The organism is Chitinivibrionales bacterium (genome assembly GCA_035516255.1).
Taxonomy (GTDB): domain Bacteria; phylum Fibrobacterota; class Chitinivibrionia; order Chitinivibrionales; family FEN-1185; genus FEN-1185.
This window is the reverse complement of the sequence record DATJAL010000018.1, coordinates 65,148-89,773: the sequence shown is the minus strand read 5'-3', so window position 1 is coordinate 89,773 and position 24,626 is coordinate 65,148. Positions and strand designations below refer to the sequence as shown.

At 56.3% G+C, this 24,626-nt stretch carries 16 protein-coding genes; 11 read left to right on the top strand and 5 right to left on the bottom strand.

The features are described from left to right. Positions 1–61 precede the first annotated feature (61 nt). The 4 genes from VLX68_06425 to fabG all read right to left on the bottom strand — a co-directional run bounded on the left by VLX68_06425 (position 62) and on the right by fabG (position 5,664). Positions 62–1,165: an inositol-3-phosphate synthase gene (locus tag VLX68_06425; GenBank protein HUI91869.1), complete on the bottom strand. Its 1,104-nt coding sequence runs from the start codon at positions 1,163–1,165 to the stop codon at positions 62–64. A gap of 176 nt (positions 1,166–1,341) precedes the next feature. Further along, complete coding sequence (locus tag VLX68_06420; GenBank protein HUI91868.1) at positions 1,342–2,316, bottom strand: two-component regulator propeller domain-containing protein; 975 nt, start codon at positions 2,314–2,316, stop codon at positions 1,342–1,344. Positions 2,317–2,449: 133 nt separating this feature from the next. Beyond that, complete coding sequence (locus VLX68_06415; GenBank protein HUI91867.1) at positions 2,450–4,612, bottom strand: transglycosylase SLT domain-containing protein; 2,163 nt, start codon at positions 4,610–4,612, stop codon at positions 2,450–2,452. Positions 4,613–4,917: 305 nt separating this feature from the next. Beyond that, a complete protein-coding gene (fabG, locus tag VLX68_06410) occupies positions 4,918–5,664 on the bottom strand; it encodes a 3-oxoacyl-ACP reductase FabG (protein ID HUI91866.1) in 747 nt (248 codons plus the stop codon). A gap of 223 nt (positions 5,665–5,887) precedes the next feature. On the opposite strand from fabG, the gene VLX68_06405 reads away from it, so the two are divergent. The 8 genes from VLX68_06405 to VLX68_06370 all read left to right on the top strand — a co-directional run bounded on the left by VLX68_06405 (position 5,888) and on the right by VLX68_06370 (position 17,965). After that, positions 5,888–7,207 carry a citrate synthase gene (locus VLX68_06405; GenBank protein HUI91865.1) on the top strand — a complete coding sequence of 440 codons (1,320 nt, stop codon included), beginning with the start codon at positions 5,888–5,890 and terminating at the stop codon, positions 7,205–7,207. 302 nt (positions 7,208–7,509) lie between these two features. Continuing rightward, positions 7,510–8,067, top strand: a complete 558-nt coding sequence (locus tag VLX68_06400) for a class I SAM-dependent methyltransferase (GenBank protein ID HUI91864.1) — start codon at positions 7,510–7,512, stop codon at positions 8,065–8,067. 375 nt (positions 8,068–8,442) lie between these two features. Continuing rightward, positions 8,443–9,306: a discoidin domain-containing protein gene (locus tag VLX68_06395; protein ID HUI91863.1), complete on the top strand. Its 864-nt coding sequence runs from the start codon at positions 8,443–8,445 to the stop codon at positions 9,304–9,306. Between the two features lie 120 nt (positions 9,307–9,426). Beyond that, entirely contained in the window at positions 9,427–10,263 is an 837-nt protein-coding gene (locus VLX68_06390) for a discoidin domain-containing protein (GenBank protein ID HUI91862.1), read from the top strand. A gap of 15 nt (positions 10,264–10,278) precedes the next feature. Continuing rightward, a complete protein-coding gene (locus VLX68_06385; protein ID HUI91861.1) occupies positions 10,279–11,808 on the top strand; it encodes a discoidin domain-containing protein in 1,530 nt (509 codons plus the stop codon). Between the two features lie 28 nt (positions 11,809–11,836). Continuing rightward, on the top strand, positions 11,837–13,336 hold the full coding sequence (locus VLX68_06380) for a discoidin domain-containing protein (GenBank protein HUI91860.1): 1,500 nt from the start codon (positions 11,837–11,839) through the stop codon (positions 13,334–13,336). A 52-nt stretch (positions 13,337–13,388) separates the two neighbouring features. Next, complete coding sequence (locus VLX68_06375; GenBank protein ID HUI91859.1) at positions 13,389–14,843, top strand: hypothetical protein; 1,455 nt, start codon at positions 13,389–13,391, stop codon at positions 14,841–14,843. A gap of 419 nt (positions 14,844–15,262) precedes the next feature. Continuing rightward, on the top strand, positions 15,263–17,965 hold the full coding sequence (locus VLX68_06370) for a hypothetical protein (GenBank protein ID HUI91858.1): 2,703 nt from the start codon (positions 15,263–15,265) through the stop codon (positions 17,963–17,965). A 543-nt stretch (positions 17,966–18,508) separates the two neighbouring features. Here the strand turns inward: VLX68_06370 and VLX68_06365 are convergent. Continuing rightward, a complete protein-coding gene (locus VLX68_06365; protein HUI91857.1) occupies positions 18,509–18,898 on the bottom strand; it encodes a tautomerase family protein in 390 nt (129 codons plus the stop codon). Between the two features lie 470 nt (positions 18,899–19,368). Between VLX68_06365 and VLX68_06360 the strand changes: the two genes are divergently transcribed. The 3 genes from VLX68_06360 (at position 19,369) to VLX68_06350 (ending at position 24,599) form a co-directional block, all read left to right on the top strand. Next, positions 19,369–22,029 (top strand): valine--tRNA ligase, encoded by a 2,661-nt coding sequence (locus tag VLX68_06360; GenBank protein HUI91856.1) that lies wholly within the window; start codon positions 19,369–19,371, stop codon positions 22,027–22,029. A 289-nt stretch (positions 22,030–22,318) separates the two neighbouring features. Continuing rightward, positions 22,319–23,794: an anthranilate synthase component I gene (trpE, locus tag VLX68_06355; GenBank protein ID HUI91855.1), complete on the top strand. Its 1,476-nt coding sequence runs from the start codon at positions 22,319–22,321 to the stop codon at positions 23,792–23,794. Between the two features lie 232 nt (positions 23,795–24,026). Beyond that, complete coding sequence (locus VLX68_06350; GenBank protein ID HUI91854.1) at positions 24,027–24,599, top strand: aminodeoxychorismate/anthranilate synthase component II; 573 nt, start codon at positions 24,027–24,029, stop codon at positions 24,597–24,599. Positions 24,600–24,626 lie beyond the last annotated feature (27 nt).

Sequence of the window (24,626 nt, the reverse complement as noted above, 5' to 3'; positions counted from 1 at the left end):
GCAGGGGCGGTTCGCGAACCGCCCCTGCGCGACGGGGGAACATCCAAATCTATTTTAATAATTAACTATTTCTTTTCCCCTCGATAAACTCTTCCGTCATCCGGTAGGCCTCGTCATCGGAAAATTGCGTGGGCGGATGCTTGCAGAAATACGCCGACGGCGACACCAGTGCGCCGCCCAGGCCGCGCTTGAGCGCGAGCTTGCAGCAGCGGACGGCATCGATGGCGACGCCCGCCGAATTGGGCGAATCCTCAACGCACAGGCGCATCTCGAGGTTCATGGGCACGTCGCCGAACAGCCTTCCCTCCATGCGGATGAAGCACACCTTCTGGTCGTTCTGCCACGGCACGTAGTCGCTCGGCCCGATGTGGATGTCCCTTTTGTCAAGTCGCTTGGCCGTGACCGCCTGCACCGCCTCGGTCTTCGACTCCTTCTTCGAGGCGAGGCGCGCCCGGTTGAGCATGTTGAGGAAGTCGGTGTTCCCGCCGGTGTTGAGCTGGTACGTACGCTCGAGCTTCACCCCGCGCTTGCGGAACAGGTCGGTGAGCGCGCGGTGCGTGATGGTGGCGCCCAGCTGCGCCTTGATGTCGTCGCCGATGAGCGGGAGGTTTTTTTCCGCAAACCGCCTGGACCAGTCGGGGCTGCTCGCGATGAACACCGGGATGTTGTTGACAAACGCGACATCGGCCTCAAGCGCGCACTCGGCATAGAACCTCGTGGCCTCCTCGGAACCCACGGGCAGGTAGTTGAGGAGGATTTCGGTGCGGGTCTCCCGCAGGATCGAAACGATGTCTTTTTTATTCGACTCCTTCGCGCTGCTGGGGACAAAGGTATAGTCGGGATCGTATTGTTTCATGTGGTCCGAAACGCCGTCGAGGATCCTGCCCATGGCCACCTTGACGCCCGTGCGGGGCATGTCGGGGCAGAACACGGCGGTGCAGTTGGGTCGTTCGAAGATCGCGGCGTTGACGTCCTTTCCCACTTTTCTTTTGTCAATATCGAACGCCGAAACCGCCTCGATGTCCGACGGCCGGTAGCCGTCGATATGCCAGTGCATGAGGCCGCTAGCGCTGCCGTTGTCCTTGCCGGCGTAATACTGGATGCCCTGAAGAAGGGAACTGGCGCAGTTGCCCAGGCCGATGATGCCGATTCTTATCTTCTCCATGATTTTCCTGTTCCCAAATTTCAAGCTTGTTCCGGATTATTCAGACAATTGCAAACCTCATCGGAGTGACGCCGAGGACGCTGAGAAGAGCCCATAACGTAAAAAAGCTTTATACGGCAGAGTTGACGCTTTCCTTTAAAACGTAATTCTCTGCGTTCTCTATTTCCTTCGCCGAACTAATAAGGATAGGGATTATCAAGTTTCAGCACGCCGGTCTCCATGCCGAACCAGAGATTGCCCTTGTCGTCTTTGTGCATCTGAGTCACCTGCGCCGCAGTGATGCCGATCTTCTGCGGGTCGGAAATCCATTCTTCTCCGTTGAACTTCATGAGCCCCGTGGCGGTCGAGATCCAGACCCTGCTTTGCGTGTCCACCATGATGGCCACGATGCCGTCCCCCACCTCCATGAACACCTTCCATGATTTTCCGTCAAAGGAGTTCATGTCCTTTTCGCCCACGGCGGCCCACACGGTGCCGGTCTTGGCGTCGTAGCCGAGCGCCTTGGTGTCGTTCCAGCTCAGGCCGTTTTTCATGTTGTAGGTGGTCCATGCCGCGCCGTTGTAGCATGATATTCCCTTGTTGGTGCCGAACCATACCGTGCCGCTCGGCCCCGCAACGATGTCGCGGACATGCTCGCCGGCAAGCCCGTCTTTTGTCCCGTACACGGTCCAGGCGCCGCCCTGATACATTGCCACGCCGTTGTCGGTGGCCACCCAGAGCTTCCCGCTCTTTGCGGCCAGGATTTTGTTCACGGTGTTGTCGGGAAGCCCGTTGTCTTTGTTGAACACCTTGAAGGAGTCTTTTGTTTTCATGGCGACCCCCGCCTTTGTGCCCACCCAGACGACTCCCGTATTGTCAACGGCAATGCAGGTGGCGTCCGCCGCGGGTATGCCGCCGAGGTCCTTGTAGGTCTGCATGTCGCCCTTTTTCGCCGCAACCACGCTCATGCACGTCACGCCGGCCTGGTTGACGGACCACACCAAATTATTGTAAAGGGCGAACCCCTTGACCCCGCCGCCGGTTGAGAAAATCCGCCACTCCGCGCCGGTTTCATACGACATGGAATCGACTTTTGTTTCGCGTTTCTGGCTGCCGGCAAAAAGCGGGAGACTGATTGCCGCGAGCAGGATCACCGTCATGCGCATCCTCATAGGCACTCCTTGCTGTATAAATGAAAAGATATAAAAAAACAATATTCAAGACCCGAAAGCAAGAACTTGTATAATTTAATGAGAACCACGCGCCTTTGCACAGGAAACCGTTTCCGGCGCGCGGCGCCCGGTCTCACGGGAACGGGCGGTAGTCGGCGAACTTCCGGTAGTTCCAGTAATTCGCCAGCACCTTCTTGACGTAGCCGCGTGTCTCGGTGAACCCGATGTCCTCGATGAACAAATCAAATGTCTTGCGCTTGTTCTTGGCATACCATTCTGCGGCCTTTACGGGCCCGCCGTTGTAGCTTGCGAGCGCGAGCACCAGATTGCCCTGGAACTGGTCGAGCAGCTGCTTGAGATAAAACGCCCCGTACCTGATGTTGGTGACCGGCCGGTACAGCGAGTCGGTGCTGAACGGATCGCCGATGGCCTGGCCGATGGCCCTGCCGGTGAACGGCATGATCTGCATGAGGCCGATCGCGCCCGCGCGCGACTGCACGCAGGGGTCGAAAATGCTTTCCTGCCGCATGACCGCGAGCACGAGATACGGGTCCACGCCGTACCGGCTCGCTTCCCGCGCCACCTCCCCGCCGTAGGTCAGCGGATATAGCAGCTCATACAGGGGAAGGGGCATGATCGCACGCGCCTCCGGCGGCACCCGCCACGACAGCCGCCGCGCCACCCTGAACGACAGGGTGGGGTCGTTTGCGCGTTTGTAAAGCCATGCCAGGTCGAACTCGAGGCCGAGGTTCGAGGGATACCGCATCTCGAGCCCGTCAAGAAAACGGCCCGCAAGACCGGTAAGGCCGCACAGGGCGAACATGGTGCCGCGCTCAAGACAGGCGCTGTCGGCCGGCGCAAGGGCGATCTTTTGCGGCGGGGAGACCGAGTCGATCCATGCACGGGTGGACGCGGCATCATAGGTGGTGTCGAGAACCGGAAAACCGACCGTGTCCCCCGAGAGCGTCAGCATCTCGCGCGCCCGAAACGCGTAATAATCCGCGGGCGCGGTGCGTACCACGACGCGGAACGCCTCCGCGGTCTCCCGGTGTTTTCCCAGCGCCAGAAGGCATTTGGCCTTCCAGTACTGGGCGCCGCTTTCAAGGGGAGCATCAACGTTCCCTCTTGTAAACGCGATGAACGTGGAGCATGCCCGCGCATAGGCGCCCGCCTTGTACCAGCACAGGCCTTTCCGGAAAAACGCCTCTTCCGCCCGCGGGAATTTCTTAAGTTTCGCCAGTTTCTGGTACAGTCCCGCCGCTTTCGCGAAATGGCCGTCCTCTTCTTCTTTCCCCGCAAGGTACCAGTACACGTCCGGCGTATTCGGATGCTTGGGATATAGCTTTGCAAACTGGTTATACCAGTATTCCGCCAGTGTATCATGGCCCGTGGAGCGGTTGGCCCGTCCGAGCGTCAGCACCGCGTCGGGCGTGGGGCCGAATTTTTTCTGGAATTCCATAAGCGCCTTGATCGCCGCGGCGTACCGGGACAACGAATAGGAGACCATGCCTTTTTGAAAGCAATAGTCCTTGCGCGGCACGGCCGCGCCGAAATCCCGCCGGGCCTCGGCCCGGGCGAGCAGCGTGTCGGCCACCGCCCACTCCTTGCACGCATATGCGGCGCGCGACAGCCTGAACACCAGCGCCGTGGAGAACACGGAGTCCGGCAGCTTGTGCGCCGCGACCACGTCAACGATCCGGCAGTTCCTTTTTGTCAATGCCGTATCGATCTGCGCCGCGAGCATGCTGTCGGCCGCCTGCCATTGTTCCGACTTCAGCAGCGAATCGATTTTCGGCCCCACGGTGTCGGCGGCCTGTTCGAGCAGGATTGTTTTCTCGGCGGCAAGCGCCGCGAGTTCGGGGAACGGCCCGGCAAGCAGCGGCTGGGCCTTGACAAGCGCATAGAGTTTTTCGCTGATCTCCTGCAGCAGGGCCTGCGGCAGCGAATCGCGCCTCGCGAAAAGGTAGGCCGTCGCGGCGTCGGAAAACCGGGAGCGGGCGGTCTCGACGTCGCCGATGAATTCGTACGCGATGCCGCGGAACCTCGACGAATCCGCCAGGCACTGCCTGAACTGCGGGATTGCCCGTTCGTAATCCTGGCATTTGAAATACGCCACCCCCTGCTTGAAATGCCAGTATGCCGAGTCGGTGACGCTGCTGTCGCGCTTGAGGACCTCGAGCGCGAGCCGGCAGTCGCCGGTGATGAGGGCGCCGGAGCCGGCGGTGTCGAGGGGGGGAAAAGCGAGAACGGTTCCTGCGGAGAGAATAAGAAATAGGGGTGCACTTGTTGCTTTCAAAGCAGAGAAAAGGGGGGATAATTTTTTCTCTTTACACATACGATGAAATATCGAATTGTGCCGGTCGGTACCACGCTTGACTTGCTCGCGACAACAGGACCATCGCTTCAAGATTTGTCATCCCCGACCTGACCGGGGATCCAGTCTTTCTACAAGGAAAAATGGATTGGTAAGAACCCAAACTTCATTAGTCATTGCATGCAATCATAGTCGTTTTCCCGTTTTCACGGGAATGACAATCAACATTGTAAAAAAACTGAACTATTAACACTCCACCTCATCAACTTGTTAACGCGTTTACTCGTCTACATGTAAATCCCGCCGTTCACCCCGATCACTTGCCCCGTGATGTAGCTCGCGTCATCCGAAGCCAAAAACGAGACTACGCCCGCGACCTCCTCGGGTTTTCCCACCCGGAACATGGGGATCCGCTGTTTGAGCTCCTTGGTCACGAGCGCCTCGGTCATGTCGGTTTCTATGAATCCCGGCGTCACTGCGTTGACCAGCACGTTGCGCTTCGCGCATTCGAGCGCGAGCGCCTTGACCGCGCCGATGAGTCCGGCTTTTGCCGCGGAATAATTCACCTGGCCCGGCAGACCGCTCTCGCCCGAGGTCGATGAAATCACGATGATGCGCCCCCGGTGGTTGAGCACCATCTGCTTCACCACCGGCTTCACCACGGCGTGAAAGCTGAACAGGTCGGTGGCAAGAACGCTGTCCCAATGCTCCTCGGTCATGAAAATGAGCAGTTCATCGTGGCGGATGCCGGCGCACACCACCAGGGCGGAGACGGCGGCATGGCGTTTGAGCAGGTTTTCCATGGCGGTTTTAACGGCGTTCCTGTCTGTCACGTCAAACCTGCACAGCTCGCCGGACCCGCCGGCCTTTTGGATGCGCCCGAGCGTTTCTTCCGCCTCCTTCGTGTTTGAGCGGTAGTTGACCACCACGTGAAACCCGTCCGCCGCGAGCCGCTCGCTTATCGCCCTGCCGATCCCCCTGCTCCCGCCGGTGACGATCGCGGTTCTTTTCGCAGATGCTTCCTGTTCGGCCATGCTCTTGCTTCCTTTAATGAATGTTCGCGTGTTTTATTAAAATAAATATAGTCCCGCCGGTGTCCGTTGATTTTGCGTTATACACAAAAAATAAATCATTCAATTGCACTGTTTCCCCATTTGCATAATAAAGAATTATTTTTATCATTTGAAAACCAATCCGGAGATACTATCTTGATACAGGAACCGGGTTGTTTTTTACATTAAAAAAGGTCAAATCATCATGAAAAAACGGCCATCGCATTCCATCCCGGCGCCCTCAAAAAAAGCCGCCATCATCATTGAGGGAAAGCGCATTGAGCTCCCGCTCATCGAGGGCACCGAAGGGCAGAAAGGCATCGACATAAGCAGACTCAAGGCCGAAACGGGCTGTTTCGTATTTGACAACGGCTTTGCCAACACCTCGTCCACGCTGTCCCAAATTACGTTTGTGGACGGCGATAAAAGCATTCTCCGCTACCGCGGGTACGACATCGGGGACCTGGTCGAGAACTGCACGTTTGTCGAAGTCGCCTACCTGCTGGTGCAGGGCAAGCTGCCCACGGCGGCCGAGCTGCGGAAATTTTCCGGGTACCTCAACCAGCACTCCATGATCCACGAGGACATGCACCATTTCTTCACCGGGTTCCCGCCCAACTCGCATCCAATGGCGATCCTGTCGGGCATGGTGACGTCGCTGTCGAGTTTTTACCCGTACCTCGGCTACGACGACCCGAGCTTCGACATCACCGAGGCGCGCCTTCTTTCCAAGGTGCGGACCATTGCCGCGTTTTCGTACAAGAAGTCGCGCGGCGAGCCCGTGGTGTATCCGCGCCACGATCTCAGCTACTGCGCGAACTTCCTCAACATGATGTTCTCGTCGCCCGTGGCGGAATACGAGATCAATCCCGATCTTGTCAAGACGCTCAACCAGCTGCTCATCCTCCACGCGGACCACGAGCAGAACTGCTCGACCTCCGCCGTCAAGCTCGTGGCGAGCACGGGCGTTAACCTGTACGCCGCGATTTCGGCCGGCATCTCGGCGCTGTGGGGGCCGCTGCACGGCGGCGCCAACCAGGCGGTCGTCGAGATGCTCGACACGATATATCAAGACCGCGGCAACATCAAAAAATATCTGGAAAAGGCGAAGAACAAGAAAAACAAGTTCAAGCTCATGGGGTTCGGCCATGCCATTTACAAGAACTACGACCCGCGCGCCAGGATCGTGAAGAAGATCTGCCACGACCTGCTGCCCAAGCTCAATATCGCGGATCCGCTCCTTGACCTTGCCTTGGAACTTGAGGAGGCGGCGCTTAAAGACGAGTATTTCATCGAGCGCAAGCTGTATCCCAACGTGGATTTCTACTCCGGCATCATCTACCGCGCCATGGGCATTCCCACCAATATGCTCACCGTGATGTTCACCATCGGCCGGCTGCCGGGCTGGATCGCGCATTGGAAAGAGACCATGGAGAACGAGAAGGGCAAGATATGGCGGCCCCGGCAGATCTACATGGGACCGAGGAAACGGGAGTTCGTGGCGATTGACAAAAGGATGAAATAAACAAGATAAAATTCATCTGGAGGGGGAAGTCTCCCCCTGGCCCGGCAATAAAAAAGGCGCTAAGATGCGTCTTTTTTATTGCCGGGCACACCCCCTCTTTGGCGCCGTTGCTTTCATTGACAAAGCACACTTCGGCGGTGGCTGGCGGCACGCCGGTTGTAGGCGTCGCTGAAGCAGCGCCGCCGCTATTATTTTATGGAAAAGAATGGTCTATATTCTGAATCAAAAAATATCTAAGCGACAATGATCTTGGCTGGCTGCTGACCGGTAATTGCCGGCTGCTTTTTTCCATCGAGGATCAAATGAACGAACGCACTTATTCGGGTGATATTGCGCAGCTCCGGCGTCCGGAACGCATGGCGGTGCTGGAGGTCAGCCGTGTTGCAGAGCTCTGCATCAAGGGCATGAACGCGGCCAGCATTCTGGATGCCGGGTCCGGAAGCGGGATTTTTCTCGAGGCGTTTTCTTCGCGCGGACTTTTTTGCGCCGGAATCGATTTCAACCCGGCAATGCTTCGCGCCGCACGAGGGTTCCTGCCTTTGGCGCGTGTTGCCGCGTCATTGGCCGACCAAATGCCTTTTCGCGACAAATCTTTCGACATCGTTTTCATGGCGCACCTGCTGCACGAGGTTGACGATCCGGCAATTACGCTCGCCGAATGCAGGCGAATCGCAAAGAAAAGGATCGCGGTTCTTGAGTGGCAATACCGGCAGGAGGAAATCGGGCCGCCGCTGCTGCACCGGTTGAGACCGGATGATGTAGGGAATGCGGCGCAAAAAGCCGGGTTGCAACGCGTGAAACCATTTGTCCTCAAAACTCTCATTCTCTATTTGATTGAGACCAGTCAGCACAGTTATTAATCCGGTTCGACAAGCTCACCACGAGCGGTATCGGTTTCCATTAAAAATGTCATCCATATTCTGATCCCATTAATACCAACCGCCTCTTTGGGTAACACGCAACAATTTTCCTTCATAAACACGAAAAAATACTTATATTTTGGGAGGCGCCAGACAGATACAACTGGAAATTATGGGGGGCCAGTTGTAAAATAGAGGATTCTCGCGTTGATTTTCCTCATCGTGGAACTTTTCCCTTTAGAAAATTCAAGATTTCTGAATACTATCTGTCGATTTGATTTGAAATGCAACGGTTTTTGTAGTACTATTCCTATTGTAGTATTTACATCTGATTGATTCTGCTTTATGAACCGGTTTTAACAGAAAGGAAGAGGTATGAAGATCAAATGGGGGGGATTGGTCAATGTTGCAGCGGTTGTTGGATGTGTGACAGCATTAGGATCAATGACCGAGGCGGCAAGGGTGGACATTGCTTTGCATAAGACAGCAACTGCCGACAGCTATGCTACGGGAAACACGCCAAATAAAGCGGTCGACAGCATATGGGGTGGCGGCGGGGTCGGTCAAAGCTCGAGATGGGAGAACAACTGGAGCGCTGAAAATCCAGATGTCGATACTGTTCGAGGCAATGCTTGGCTCTGCATTGACCTGGGAGCAATATATTCAGTTGATTCGGTTGCCATATATTGGGAACATTCCGGCTCGGCGAATTACAAAATTCAGGCGTGGGCAGGGACAGATACGCCAACCGCATATCCGCCCCTGGCAGCCAACTGTGACAGCAACTGGACCACGTTGATACGCGATACCACCTTGACGTATAACGCCACTGCTGATATGTGTCTTAGCTTTTTAAAACTGCCCACGACGAATACACGCTATGTTCGGATGCATTCTTACAAAAGAATTTTCTCGTGGGGTGTTTCAATAATTGAATTTATGATTTTTGGTACACCGAGCACCGCTACACAGCCGAACCCTGAAATGCGTCATTCTCCAGCCGGCTTGTCTTTGATAAATACAAAGTCCGGTGTGCAGATTAAATCGGGAAACCTGCACGTAACCTCTGCTGAAATCGTTTCTCCTTCCGGTCAAATGATCCGTCATCTCTCCGGGTCCGAGGCGTCATTATGGAATTACAAAGATGTCAATGGGAGGAACGTGCCGAACGGGACCTATTTCATTAAGGTTTCAGCGGGTGGAAATTCGTTACAAGGCAAGGTTGCGGTTTACAGATAAGCGGGAGCATTATTAAAATGGAAAGAAAAGGGGGCCAAGCAGGGCCCTCTTTTTTTCCAAACCGTCAATTCGGTGACACAATTTTAAAACCATTTTCATGTTTTTAGGAAGAGGGGGAACATGAATAGGTTTGCCATCATTTCAATTCTTTTATTCTCCAGCATTTTTATCTCCGCATTTTCCGCCAATATTTTTTCGGCGCCCCGAACCAATCTCGCCTTGGACAAGACCGCAATCGCCGACAGCTACGTGGGAGCGCGCACGCCGGCCATGGCGGTTGACGGAATAAACTCCGGAGAATCCCGGTGGGAGAACAACTACATTGACGGAAGGCCGGACTCCATGAAAGGCAACGCTTGGATTTACGTGGATCTGGGAACACGGTATCTGGTCGACTCCGTGGCAATCTACTGGGAGCATTCCGGCTCAGGGAAATACGCGATTCAGGAGTGGGACTCAACCATTGCGCTTCCCTCGAACAACGACACGGGATGGACAACGCTGCTGATCGACACCACGCTCACCTATACCGACGCCGTGCAGCGGTGCCTCAGTTTCTTGAAACTGCCGCCCCGTGAAACCAGGTACGTCCGCATGCATTCTTATAAACGGCTCTGGAACCCGGGCTGGGGAATTTCGATATATGAATTTGAAGTGTACGGAAATGCCATCACCGCTGTTCGGCCAAAATCCGAAATGCGGCGTGTCGACGACGGGCTCAGCGTGACCTGCGCCAGGTCCGGTGCGCGCATCTCGTTTGGCAGAATGCAGGCGCGACCTCTTTCGGCGGAGATTCTCTCCCCTTCAGGCCAACTCGTCTGCCGCTGCTCCGGGTCCGTCGAAGCATTCTGGAATTATAAGGACCTTTTTAATCGGAGCGTCACCAACGGCGTCTATCTGGTAAAGATTGACGCCACTGGACAAATGTATCAGAAAAAAATAGCCGTTTACAGATAATAGGGGAGCTCAACAATGCATTCCGTGTCAAAATTATTCCTGAAAAACGCTTCAATCCTTTTTTTATCGACGATGCTGGCCGCGGCGGCGGTTATTCCTGTTTCTGCCCGGCCCAACCTTGCCTTGAGCCGCACCGCAAAGGCGTCGTCGGTGCAGAGCGCCGACCTGGCGGCCGCGAACGCCGTGGACGGCGACTATTCCACGCGCTGGGGCAGCGCCACCGCCGATTCCCAGTGGCTGTTCGTTGACTTCGGCGAAAAAGACACCGTCGATTCGGTGTTCATCACCTGGGAGACCGCGGCGGCAAAGGATTATTACCTCCAGGTGTGGTCGTCGGACATCGACACGCCGGCGTATAACGACATCGGCTGGACCTCCGTCGCGCATGTCTCCGATGGGGTTTCCGGCGAGAAACGGTCCATCACCTTCACCCCGACGCCCGCGCGGTACCTGCGCATGCGGTGCATGACGCGCGCTACGACCTACGGCGTCTCGATGTACGAATTCGAGGCATACGGCAACACGCCCGCCTGCCCGATTCCGGCGATCACCAAGCAGCCGGTGAACACCATCGGCATCATCGGCTGGCCGGTCCCGTTCAGGATAAGCGCGCTCGGCCTCGACCTTTCGTACCAGTGGCAGCGCAGCGACACCAAGGGCGCGTTATGGGCCGACGCCGCTGTCGGGACGGGCGCCGCCGCCGCCGCGTATTCATTCTCGCCCGCGGCATCCGACAGCGGGGCCATGTTCCGTTGCGTGGTCTCCTCGCCGTGCGGCATCGACACGAGCAGAGCCGCGGTGCTTTCGGTGCCCTCGAAGAAACCGGCGCGCACCAACATCGCGCTCAACACCATTGCCAAATCGTCGGCGATCCAGAGCGGTTTTTTCCCCGGCCTCTCCGTGGACGGCACCGTCAGCCAGGCCTCGCGCTGGTCAAGCGCCGGCGGCGATTCGTCGTGGATCTTCGTCGACCTCGGCGCGAAATACACCATCGACTCCCTTGCCATTTACTGGGAACACGCGGGCGCGAAGAAATATTCGGTGCAGGTCTGGAGCTCCGACGTTGATACGCCCGCCTACAACGACAACGGCTGGACCATGCTGTTGACAGATACGACCCTGTATTACCAGCCGCCGCCGGCGGACTGGTGCACGTCGTTTCTCAAGGTGCCGCCCACCGCGGCGCAGTTCGTGCGCATCCGGTGCTATCAGCGGCTGACCAATTACGGGTGCTCGATTTTCGAGCTCGAGGTGTATGGCACGCCGGTACCGGTCTTTGCAAAGGGAGCGCCTGTCGATGCGAGCCCGGGGCGGGAAATCAACGTAGTTTACGGAACGGATGGGATGCGCTTCCTGTCAAACACGGGCAAAATTTCTTTCATCGACATCTTTTCCTGTCAGGGCAAACTGGTGAGGCACTTGACCGATGCGCCATTCTGGGATTTTCGCGGCCAGGCGGGGAAAACGGTGAAGAACGGCACGTATATCGCGAGAATTACCTGCGGTGACGGAATCGTGATGCGAACGACAAAGGTTTGCAGATAGGAATTTCACGCCTTTCGGGGGAGAAGCCATGAAAGCAATCAAAACTCCGCATTATGTCCATCATTCCGCGGCCATCATTTTCATTGCCCTGCTGATTTCAAGCTCCGCGGATGTGTTCGCCCGTCCCAACCTCGCCCTGTACCGGCCCGTGTGGGCCTCGAGCGTGGGCGAGGACAATCCGCCGGGAAAGGCCGTGAACGGCGTGACGAGCGACCGCTGGGAAAGCAACACGACGGACTCAGAGTGGATCATGGTCGACCTCGGCGTTCCCTACGCCGTTGATTCCGTTTTTGTCAACTGGGAGACCGCCGCGGGCCAGGACTACGCGATCCAGACCGCGACCACCCTGCCGACCTCGGACGCGGGGTGGACCACGGCCGCGCACATCACCGACGGCACGCAGGGTGAGAAACGCTCCATCACCTTCGCGCCCGTTCAGGCGCGCTTCGTGCGGCTCAGCGGGTACAAGCGCGCGTCCATTTTCGGGTATTCGATATGGGAGTTTGAAGTGTACGGGAACTACAGCGGATGCGTGCCGCCGGTCGTGGCCGCCGATCCCGCCGACCGGACGTTCAATGCCGGGCTCAACACTTCCTTCAACGTCTATGCAAACGGCACCGACATGCTGTTCCAATGGCAGAGAAGTTCGCCGTCCGGCCTTGCATGGGCGGACATTACAAATGCGACAAGCGCGTACTACGCGTTCAAGCCCGTTGCGGCGGACAGCGGCGCCCTGTTCCGGTGCGTCGTCTCCTCCCCCTGCGGCGGCGACACCTCGAACGCGGCGTCGCTTTCGTGGTCCCAAAAGGCCAGGATCAACCTCGCCTGCAAGAAATTCGCGAAATGCACGAGCGCGGAAGGCGGCGATCTCGTCGCCTCGAATGTTGTGGACGACGATTCATCAACCAGGTGGGGCACGGATTACAAAAACGATCCGAACAAGGATTCGGCCTGGGTGTACGTGGACCTGGGGAGCGTTTGCTTCATAGACTCGGTTTTTCTCAATTGGGAAGACTCCGGCGCAAAGGAGTATCTGCTTCAGGTCGCCAACGCCGCCTCGGACAACGACCAGGGATGGACGACCGTCAGCCACATCACCGACGGTAAGGGTTGGGAAAAGCGGCCCATCAAAATAGCTCAGACACAGGCCCGATTCGTGCGCGTACGGTGCCTCCAGCGCCTCTCGGGATTCGGCTATTCGATGTTCGAATTCGAGGTGTACGGGCCTTCGTCAACAGCGGCGCTGCCGGCTCCAAAAACCGGCATGGTGCACGATCAATCATTTATAAGCGTATTGCCGGGCAGGAACTTTTGCGTCATTGCAACAAAACGCTCCGCTCCCGCGGAATATTCGGCATCGGTTTTTTCCCTGGAGGGACAGCTGGTCCGCACCTTTGCCGGGTCATCAAAAACATTTGTATGGGACTATTCCGGACAAAACGGCTGCAGGGTGACAAACGGAATATATTTGATTACCGTCACGTCAAGGGGACAGGCGGTCAAGGCAAAAATTGCCGTGTGCCGGTGAGGCAATAAAGGGGTGGTTTTTTCCGCCAATCCATGATATAGTTTATACCACCATGAGACTCAGGATCCCCCTGTTTAAAGCCGTTCTTCCGCTGCCGGTGATTCTGCTATTTTTTGCGGCCGCGCCTGCCGAGCAGTACATCAGCCAGACCTACATCGATACCTCAATCCAGCGCGCGTACTACAACCTCAATGCCGCGACCGACGTTTCGGGCATGGGCATGAAGCTGGAGGATGCCATCGCGTCGGCGAAACAGATAGCGAGCCGTCTCAAGAACATCGCAAAAGGAAACCCCAACGAGAAATACATATTGTGGAAAGTAAACGAGCTCGAGGGCCAGATCTACCTCGAGGAAAGCGGCCTGCTGCTCGAGAAAAACCAGAAGCGCCAGAAGCAGGTCAACGACCTCGTGGGCACGTTCAACGCGGAGCTCGCCAAACCCCGTCCGGATTTCTTGATACTCTCGCAGCTATACAACCAGGCGCTTTCGATCGATCGCGCAAAGTCGTACGAGTTCGGCACGTCCCTCGAAAACAGGAAAAACAACATTCTCCGCGAGGCCGAGGCGTCGTTCAACAAGGCGTTGTCCTCGGGCGATTTCGACGTCGCATGGCAGGAACTCGTGTATCTCAAGAACAACAAGGACTATCTCGGCATCTCCATCACTCAATACAGCCAGATCGCGGCGAAGATCCAATCGAAGATAACGCTCGACAACGAGCGGGAATTCATCGTGCGCAACGAGGACATCACGGAGCTCCTCATCGCCAACCATTGCTTTTTCGAGGCACGCAGCGCGCTTGACGTGCTCGATGACCGCCTCGAGAGCATAAAAAACATGGCGCGCAAGGTGGAATGGGACAAATTCTATTTCCGCAACAAGCGCCTGCGCGACGCCATGGTGCGCAAGGAGGATTCGCTGGTACGGGTGAACATCTTCATGATCAACGACCAGGGTGTGATCGCGGCAAGCGATTTTCTCGAGAAACGGCTCAAGAAGTACGGCGTGAGCCCGGAAAAAACATCGAAAGTCGAATTTGCGATCCTCGAAAAAGCCATGGCCGGCCGCAAGACGCAGGACACCGCGGTCGGCAAGGAGCTCGCGTCGGCATCCACGACCGCCGCGGCCGATTCGTCGTCCATGATGTCGGACCTCATGAGCGCGGCGAAGAAAAAGGCGCAGGCGAAGGCCGACAGCGAAAAGGCGGCGCAGGCGAGCAGCGCGCGGCTCACCTCCACCGAGGAGCTTCGGCTCGCCAACATGCGCGTTGCGCAGGAGAACCAGCAGCGGCGCAGCGAGGAGATGATGAAGGAGAACAAGATCAAGGCGAACCAGATCATCATCAACATCTACGTCTGGCTCGAACGCAAGGAAGTCCAGAAGGCCTACGACGAATACCTCGACCGCCAGTCGTTTCTCGCCCGTTACGTTGCCACGCCGTCGTTCGTCGCGCTTGACTCGACGGTAAACACCGAGTACGCGAAGATGAAAAAGAAGAAGAAATAGGCTCGTTGGTTGATTGACGTGACTCCTTCGGTTTCTCCCCTCAAGCAGTGAATCATTTGACTCATCCTGCATATTCCGCTTTTTGATTTTCGCCTCACCCCATCTCCCCCAGCCCCTCTCCGCCGTCGGAGAGGGGGAAGAGGGGCGCCCGGAGGGCGGGGTGAAAGGGTGAGGCGCGAACCAATTGGCTCACCTTTTCTATTTTGACAGCACAGAGAGCTTTTTCATTATATTATTCATTGTGGTAATGCCCGAGCCTTTTATTTCTGCGAATAATATTTAGCCGGGTCGCGTCCCGAATGAAAAACATTAAAAGGTATTTTCCTGCTCACACCGGGATTGTCACATGCCTTATTGTTTTATTATCATTAATCTTCCCCACATTTATACTTGACAAACCAGCATATGCCGCAACGGTGGTGAATTCACCGCGGGTCATCCAATATGACATCGAACAGCAGTATGCCGATCTGGCCCGCCAAATCGAAAATTATGGCCGCGGGGAGTCCGCACTGGCAAAAACAATCAACAATTCAAACAGGGTTCTCAACCGTCAAGCATTGATCCTCGACACCGACCGCGACCCGCTCGACGTTGCTCTCCGCCGCACCAACGCGCAGTTACAATACCTGAAACAGCGCCAGGGCCCTCAAAAATTCGCGTCGCTCGAAAAACGTTTGGAAAGCCTGATGAGTTCAAGCGCCGCATGCGAGCCCGCGGCCGGTCTTGCAAAATCTGCTGCGGGAAATTCAATACTCAGAAAAAACCTTTTTGCCGAGGCAATGGCACTCAACCGCGCGCTTGCAACCTCAGACGCAAGGCTCGACAGCATCAAACAAATTCTTTTTGTGGTGCATGGTGTTTTGGGCGGACAGGTGGGGACAAAATCGGAATATGACGGCGAGCATTTCTGTGACCAATACTTTGGCCACAATGGAAGGCCGGGCGGGCTTTACCTTCTCAACGACCCCTTTTCTACGTCTCCCTCGCTTGTCAATGTTTTTGACAGTTCCCTTGTGGAAAACGGGCCCTTGGCCGGCCAGAAAATAACCGGCGGCTCGTTTTTGTCGCCCGAACTTTCGTGGGACGCGAGGACCGTTTACTTTTCCTGGTCCAGCGGCGGAACCCAGAAATGGGCCGAGGCGAACCGCTACCACATCTTTTGCGTCAACATCGACGGCACCGGCTTGCGGCAATTGACATCAGGCAACTTCGACGACATTCATCCCTGCGTGCTGCCCGGCGGCAGGATCGCGTTCATGTCAACGCGGCGCGGCGGGTTCGGCCGCAGCTTCATGCGGCCCGTTCCTGCCTTCACCCTTCATTCCATGAATGCCGACGGCACCGACCTCATCTGCCTGAGCTATCACGAGGCAAACGAGTTCTTTCCGAGCGTGGACAACGACGGCAGGATCATCTACACGCGCTGGGACCATATCGACCGCGCGAACTCCATGGCAGCCCACCTGTGGCTCACGTATCCCGACGGCCGCGACCCGCGCTCCTATCACGGCAATTATCCCCTGCCGCTTTCAACCTTCGGCGTGGGCCCGTGGACCGACGGCCGCGTTGACAGGCCGGCAATGGAAACGTACATCCGCTCCATTCCCGGCCTGCAGGGCCGCTACGTTGCCGCCGCGGTCCCGATGCACGGCGAATCGTTCGGCTCCCTTGTCCTCATCAACACGAGCGTGCGCGACGACGGCGCCATGGCGCAGGTCACGCGCCTCACCCCCGCGGTGAAATTTCCGGAAACCGAGGCGCCCGCCAATGGCGACACCGCCGGCTCGTACGGAACGCCGTGGCCCATCGACACATCGCTGTACCTGTGCAACTTCGGCCGCGGCATCTACAGCCTCGACATGTTCGGCAACAGGACCCTGCTTTACCAATGCGACAGCATCCCCTACGGCGTGGGCATGGTGCGGGCGCTCTCCCCCATTCCCGTGGCGCCGCGGCAGGCCCCGCCCGCGATCGCGACCCAGACATGGCAGGGCGAGCGCGCCTCCGCAGCGGCGCCAATGGCGACGATCAAGCTGATGAACGTCATGAATTCCGATTTCACCTGGTCGTTCGACGGCTCCATAAAATGGCTGCGCATCATCCAGCTCATTCCAAAAACAACTCCCGACAAGAACGATCCGACCACCGGGTACGCTTCCGAATCAATGTGCCGCATGCCGCTGGGCATCGTGCCGGTCGAGCTTGACGGCAGCGCATATTTCGAAGCGCCCGTGGGAAAATGCATTCTTTTCCAGGCGCTCGACGACAACGGCCTCGCCGCGATGTCCATGCGCACCGCCACCTACGTGCATCCGGGCGAGCAGCTCATGTGCATCGGCTGCCACGACGACAAATGGTCCACTCCGCCGGTCAATTTTCCCACGGCGTGGCGCAGGCAGCCGTCAACCATTGCGCCCGAAGTGCCGAACGGCGCAATGCCGTTCAATTTTTACACCCTTGCCCAGCCCGTGCTCGACGCGAAATGCGCGCCCTGCCACGCGCAGCAGGGAAAAGGCCCGGACATGAGCTACGCGTCGCTCGCCGATTACGTGTACGCGCTGCCCGGCGACAGCGATGCCATGACGCTGCCGAACACGGGCGGCTCGCGCGCCACCGTCGCCTATGTAGGCGCGCGCGCGTCAGGCCTTCTGCACCATCTGGACTCAACGCACCACGCCGTGACCTTGACAAACGAGGAATACCGCCGCATCACGCTGTGGCTCGACTGCAACGCCAACGAGTTCGGCGTGTACCAGCCCGCGGCCCAGGACTCGCAGCGGCTGGGAAGGACCGTATGGCCTGATATTGACGTTGACTCGGCAAATCCGACGGGCGTGGAGATAAAGGCGGGGATAAAGAATGACAAAAAGGTAATTGCTACGCCCGCCACAGTTATACCTTCGATTGCTTTAAAAGATGGCCTATTATGGTTCCATGGCCTTTCGAGGGACCAATACACAATAAACGTGTTTGATATGGGAGGAAGAAGGATTTTACATCGGATAATTGCCGGACCGGGAAAGGCAATGGTGAGATTTAATTGCGGAACGGGAATATATATTGTAAAGGTGAAGAGCGGAGGAGTTGAAGGGTTAAGGGTGGTGGAAAAGATAAGGTAGGCAGGTTTGTTGCCCCCGCATTTCATTTCCGATATTGAGCAGAAGTGGACAGGCTCCAGTGCGGTAAAGGACGCAAAACAGAAATTACAAAATGCAAAAACCAGGCAAGACGGCATGAAATTTAAAATACAGGAACTTGAAGTAAAAAAAGGCGCTTTCTTCCACTAATAAATTCAGACGGATTTTCATTGCCGCTATAGACACTGCTTCAAAATTAATAACTTGGACAAAACTGGTTTATGTAATCCGGTACGATTCCAACCTTGAAAAGGATGTTCAAGATGTATTTATAACGCATTTGACAATCAAGAATGACGGCCTGTTTATTGATAACGAGGCGGATGAAAAACTCAAATTAAACTTGATTACCGGGAAGATTCAAATAATCAAAAAGAATAATAATGCGAGAACTATGCTCCAGAAACATTAATTGAGAACAAGAAATAAAAACAACGGCAAAAATCAACCACAAATTTAAAGCGGTCAACATTGCAATCCCAATTGCGACGGACAATTCAAAACAACTCAAAATAAAAACCACCATTACACATCCAGCTTATACCCCAGTTGTATCTCGCTCGCCATTTTCCCTCCCCTGATTCCCCAGTTGTCAAGCGGCTGCTCGTTGAGAAGGATAAACACGTCGTTACCCGCGATGCCGAGTTTCGAAAGCTTTTCCACGACGACCCGGTACAACTCTTTTTTCGCCTTACGCGACCTTCCCGGAAACACGGAAATCTCTATGATGGTGTATTGCCCGGTTTTTCCGTCGGGTATTTCAAAATTCTCCCTGTCGAATTCAACGATCTTCTGCGTCCTGTCCCAATCCGGAATTTTAAACGCGGCGACCAGCGCCTCGTGTACGGCGGCGAGGATTTGTTGCTTTTCTTCTTTTGATTTGCCTTTTAGCAAGCTGATGGTGACGATGGGCACGGATAAGTCCTTTGTTGTGTGATTATTGGTTTTGCAAATATATGTTTTTATAAAGGAAGATTGCTTGTTATTGATAAGATTTTAGCCTCACCTCGGCCTTTCAGGCCACCCCGCTCCCACCAGGGGAGGGGAAAACGGCATTATTTACATCTGCCCTTTACAATATCTCTTCCTTCCGCCGTGCAAACTCTCTATTACCACTACCGGATCGACAGCCACCCGAATGATCGCCGGCCGCGGGAGCTCCGGCGCTAAAGAGGGGGTGTGCCCCTGGATCGCCGCCGCACATTAATCTTTTTGACTTGCCTGTGTGCGGCGGATGCCGGGGGCCTGGGGGGAGACTTCCCCCACCAGAATTTTATTTCCTCTTTTCTCCTTCAAATTTTCCAGCGCTATTGTATATTTTATCCTTCGTTTTCCGCCTTGATTAATGACAGACCAGAAAAAAAATATTTTGGAGCCCTTGCGTCATGGACAAACAGTACAACCCGGGCCTTGTCGAAGACAAATGGTACGCCGCCTGGACCACAAACAAGTATTTCCGGGCCGATGAAAATTCGGCCAAGCCGAAATATTCCATCGTGATCCCGCCGCCCAACGTGACCGGCATTCTGCACATGGGCCACGCGCTCAACAACACCATCCAGGACATCCTCATCCGCTTCAAGCGCATGAAAGGGTTCGAGGTGCTGTGGATGCCCGGCACCGACCACGCGGGCATCGCAACACAAAACGTGGTGGAGAAAAAATTTGCAAAAGAGAAAAAGACCCGCCACGATTTCGGCCGCGAGGCCTTCGTGGCCGAGGTGTGGAAATGGAAGGAACAGTACCACGCCACCATCACGAGCCAGCTCAAGAAGCTCGGCTCGTCGTGCGACTGGGACCGCGAGCGCTTCACCATGGACGAGGGGATGTCCCGCGCGGTGCGCAAGGTATTTGTCCAGCTATTCAACGAGGGTCTTATTTACCGGGGCAAATACATCATCAACTGGTGCCCGCGCTGCCAGACCGCGCTGTCCGACGAAGAGGCGGAGCACAAGGAATCAAAGGGCAAGCTGTACTATTTCAAATATCCTTATAAAAACGGCAAGGGATTCATGACCGTCGCCACCACCCGTCCCGAGACCATGCTCGGCGACACCGCGGTGGCCGTGAACCCGGCCGACGATCGGTACAAGGCGCTCGTGGGGCAGATGCTCGTATTGCCCCTTGTAAACCGCGATATTCCCGTGATCGCCGACGATTTCGTCGACCGGGAGTTCGGCACCGGCGCCGTGAAGGTGACGCCCGCGCACGATCCCAACGACTTCCAGATGGGCCTGCGCCACGGCATGACGCCCATCGTGGTCATGGACGAGGCCGGCAACATGACCGGTCCCATCCCGCAAAAGTACATCGGCACCGACCGTTTCGCCTGCCGCAAGCAGGTCGTGGCCGACCTGGAGGCGCTCGGCCTCGTTGACAAGATAGAAGACCACGTGCACGCCGTGGGGCACTGCTACCGCTGCCACACCGTGGTGGAGCCGTACTATTCCAATCAATGGTTCGTGAAGATGAAGCCGCTCGCGAAAGACGCGCTCGCCGCGGCGGTGGAAGACCGGGTGAAATTTTATCCTGCGCGCTGGAAAAAAACCTACGTCGACTGGATGGAAAACATACGCGACTGGTGCATCTCGCGCCAGATCTGGTGGGGACACCGCATTCCGGTGTGGTATTGTAAGGACTGCGGCAAAACCATCGTCGCGGAGGAAACGCCGGCGTCGTGTCCGGGTTGTAAGAGCAATAACATCGTCCAGGACGAGGATGTTCTTGACACATGGTTCTCGTCGTGGCTGTGGCCGTTTTCCACCATGGGCTGGCCCGAGAAAACAAAGCTTATGGACAAGTTCTACCCCACCGACGTGCTCGTGACCGCGCCGGAAATTTTGTTTTTCTGGGTGGCGCGCATGATCATGGCAGGCCTGCATTTCACGGGAAAGCTGCCGTTCACCGACGTGTTCCTGAACGCCACGGTGCGCGACAAGACCGGCCGCAAGATGAGCAAGTCGCTGGGAAACGCCATCGACCCGCTCGAGGTGATTTCCAAGAACGGGGCCGACAGCCTGCGCTTTTCGCTCATCATGATCACGTCGCAGGGCGCGGACGTTTTTCTGGCAAACGACACGTTCGACATCGGCAGGAACTTCGGCAACAAGCTCTGGAACGCATCGCGCTTTCTTCTGGAGACCATCAAGGAAAGGCAATCGTTTGCGGCGCTGCCGCCGGTAAACGAGCTCGCGCCGTTTGACGCATGGATCCTGTCGCGGCTCAACGCGACCATTGCGCAAGTGACATCAGCGCTGTCGTCGTACCGGCTCAACGAGGCGGCGCACAGCATCTACGACTTTACCTGGCGCGACTTCTGCGACTGGTACATCGAGGCGAAAAAGGCCGACCTGTACCAAGCCGCCGATGAAAAGCGTGCGAAAAACGCGCTTAACGTGTGCGCTTGGGTGCTCGGCTCCATCCTCAAGATGCTGCACCCGCTCATGCCGTTCATTACCGAGGAGCTGTGGGCCGCGCTTCGCGAAAAAATCGAATACCCGGCGCTGCTTGACAGCGCGACAATTATGAGGGCGTCGTTTCCGGCCCCCGACGCCGCGGCCGTGAACGAAGCGGTCGAGAATGAGTTTACGCTGCTCAAGGACGTGATCACGGCATTGCGCACGATCCGCTCCGAGAACAACATCCCGCCCGACAAGAAGGGCCGGGCCATCGTCATTCCCGGCTCGTCCGAGGCGGCCGGCCTGCTTTTGCCGCATGTCAATGAGATCAACATGTTCTGCAGGCTCAACGAGACCGTGGTCGACGCAACGGCAAAGGCGCCGAAATTCTCCGGCCAGGCCGTGGTCATGGGCAATCAGGTATATTTGGAACTCGAGGGACTGATTGACAAACAGGTTGAGAGGGACAGGATATCGAAGGAAATAGCAAAGACGCAAAAATTAGCTGATGGAACAAAAGCGCGGTTGGAAAATCCAAGCTTTGCGGATAAGGCGCCACCTGAGGTGGTGAAAAAAGAAAAAGAAAAGTATCAGGGAATACTGGAAAATCTGGATAAACTGAAAAAGAGTTTGACGGCGTTAGAATAGTTCATGATAAAAATATCGGTTTTTTGAAAAATGTTTGATCGGCGTCATGTCAGTAATTTGCACAATGGAACTTCGCCGCCGCGTTCGGTAGACCGGAGGGTGCGCTGGAGCGCGGCGCTGCCCGGCCCTCGCCGATAGGCATAGAGGGGCCGTGGCAGCCCGAGCCGAAAGACGACGACCCTTGTGACCCTTGGAAATCCCTGACGAGGGAGAAGCACCCGAAGGGGTGGACCGGAAGGACGGCCGACCCCGCGAAACGGGGGAACACCCATACGAATATTAAATAACTATGATTGTACCATCATTAGAAGAAGTAAAAAAACTCGCCGCGCGCGGCAACGTCATTCCTGTCTGTAAAAGAATCCTCGCGGACACCGAGACGCCCGTGTCCGTGTGGCTCAAGCTTTTCAAGGACGAGCCGTACAGCTTTCTGCTCGAGAGCGTGACCGGCGGCGACAAGGTGGCGCGTTATTCGTTCATCGGCGGAAAACCGTTCATGACCTTCAGAAGCAATGCCGCCGCCTGGGAAGTTTCGGGCGAGGTGAAGGAATCGGGCGAGGGCGACCCCATTGGAAAGCTGCGGTCCCTGCTCAAACAATTCAGGGCCGTGCACGTGGAAGGCCTGCCAAGGCTGTGCGGCGGCGCGGTCGGATATTTTTCCTACGACTCGGTGCGCCTGTTTGAAAAAATCCCGGACAAAAACCCCAGGGAAACCATTCTCGACGAGATCTTTTTCGGGTTTTACCGCGACATCATCGCGTTTGACAACCGGGAACACAAGCTGCTGCTCGTCACCACCATCCACACCGGAAACGGCGTGGCGCTTGACAAGGCGTACAAGGACGCGTGCCATGCGCTCGGCAGCCTCGAGGACAAGCTCGCGGTGCGGCTCGCGTCGTCGGGCATCGCCATCAACGACGTGAAGGAGTCCTCGTCAACGTTCACCCGGCAGCAGTACGAGGCCGCGGTGGAGAAGTGCAAGGAGTACATCCGCGCCGGCGACGTGTTCCAGGTGGTGCCGTCGCAGCGCATCAGCGTGCGCGTGGACGCCAACCCCTTCGACATCTACCGCATCCTGCGCACCGTGAACCCATCGCCCTACATGTACTTCCTGTCACTGAACGGCGCGCAAGTGGTCGGCTCTTCACCCGAGATGATGGTGCGCGTGGAAAACGGCATTGTCGAAACGCGCCCGATCGCCGGCTCGCGTCCGCGCGGCAAAGACGACCTTGAAGACGAGCGCCTGAGCGCGGAGCTTAAAAACGACGCCAAGGAGGTGGCCGAGCACATCATGCTCGTTGATCTTGGCAGAAACGACATCGGCCGCGTGTGCGAATACGGCAGCGTAAAGGTGGAAGAGATGATGCACATCGAGAAATATTCGCACGTGATGCACCTGGTGTCCAACGTGTCGGGAACGATGAAGGCCGGCACCGACGCGCTCGACGCGCTGTTCGCCTGCTTTCCCGCGGGCACGCTGTCGGGCGCGCCCAAGATCCGGGCCATGGAGATCATTGACGAAATGGAACCGGTGCGGCGCGGCATCTACGGCGGCGCGTTGGGCTACATCGACTTTTCCGGCAGCCTCGACACCTGCATCGTGATACGCACCGTGGTGTGCAAGGCCGGCACCGCCTTCATCCAGGCCGGCGCGGGCATCGTGGCCGACAGCGTGCCTTCCACCGAATACGACGAGACCATGAACAAGGCGCGCGCGCTGCTCACCGCCATCAACGATGCCCGTCAGATCGTGGGAAGGGACTGACCCCTGATTTCGCTGATTACAATGATGACGCTGATTTAACTATGAAAAAAGATTTTATTCAATTTCATGGATACTCTAAAAAAATCAGGAAACGGGATATTGTCACTCCCGCGAAAGCGGGAGTCCTTCTTCTCCAATAAATTACCATCCATGGATTCCCGCTTCCGCGGGAATGACAATGTTTATAGGTCATCTTTAAAGTCATGAAAAAAAAACGAGAGAATAAACATCCATGATACTGATTATCGACAACTACGACTCGTTCACCTACAACCTCGCGCAGTACCTCGGCGAGCTATACAAGGGGGAATTGCGGGTGGCGAGGAACGACAGGATCTCGCTCGAGCAGATCGCTGAGCTCTTGCCCAGGGCGATCGTGGTGTCGCCGGGGCCGTGCACGCCGAACGAGGCGGGCATTTCGATTGACGCGATAAAAACGTTCGGCCCCAAGATACCGCTTCTGGGCGTGTGCCTGGGCCACCAGTCCATCGGCGCCGCGTTCGGCGGGAATGTCATCAGGGCGCCGTATCTCATGCACGGCAAGGTGTCGGAAATCCATCACGACGGCAAGAAAATCTACACCAACATTCCGAACCCGTTCATCGCCACGCGATACCACAGCCTCATCATCGAGCGCAAATCGTGCCCCGACAGCCTCGAAATCACCGCGCAGACCAAAGACGGCATCATCATGGGCGTGCGGCACAAGAAATATCCCATCGAAGGGGTGCAGTTCCATCCGGAATCGATTTTGACGCAGGCGGGAAAGGCGCTGTTGAAGAATTTCCTGGCTGGGATTCTATAATCTGTCTCACAAAACATTCACCGCAAA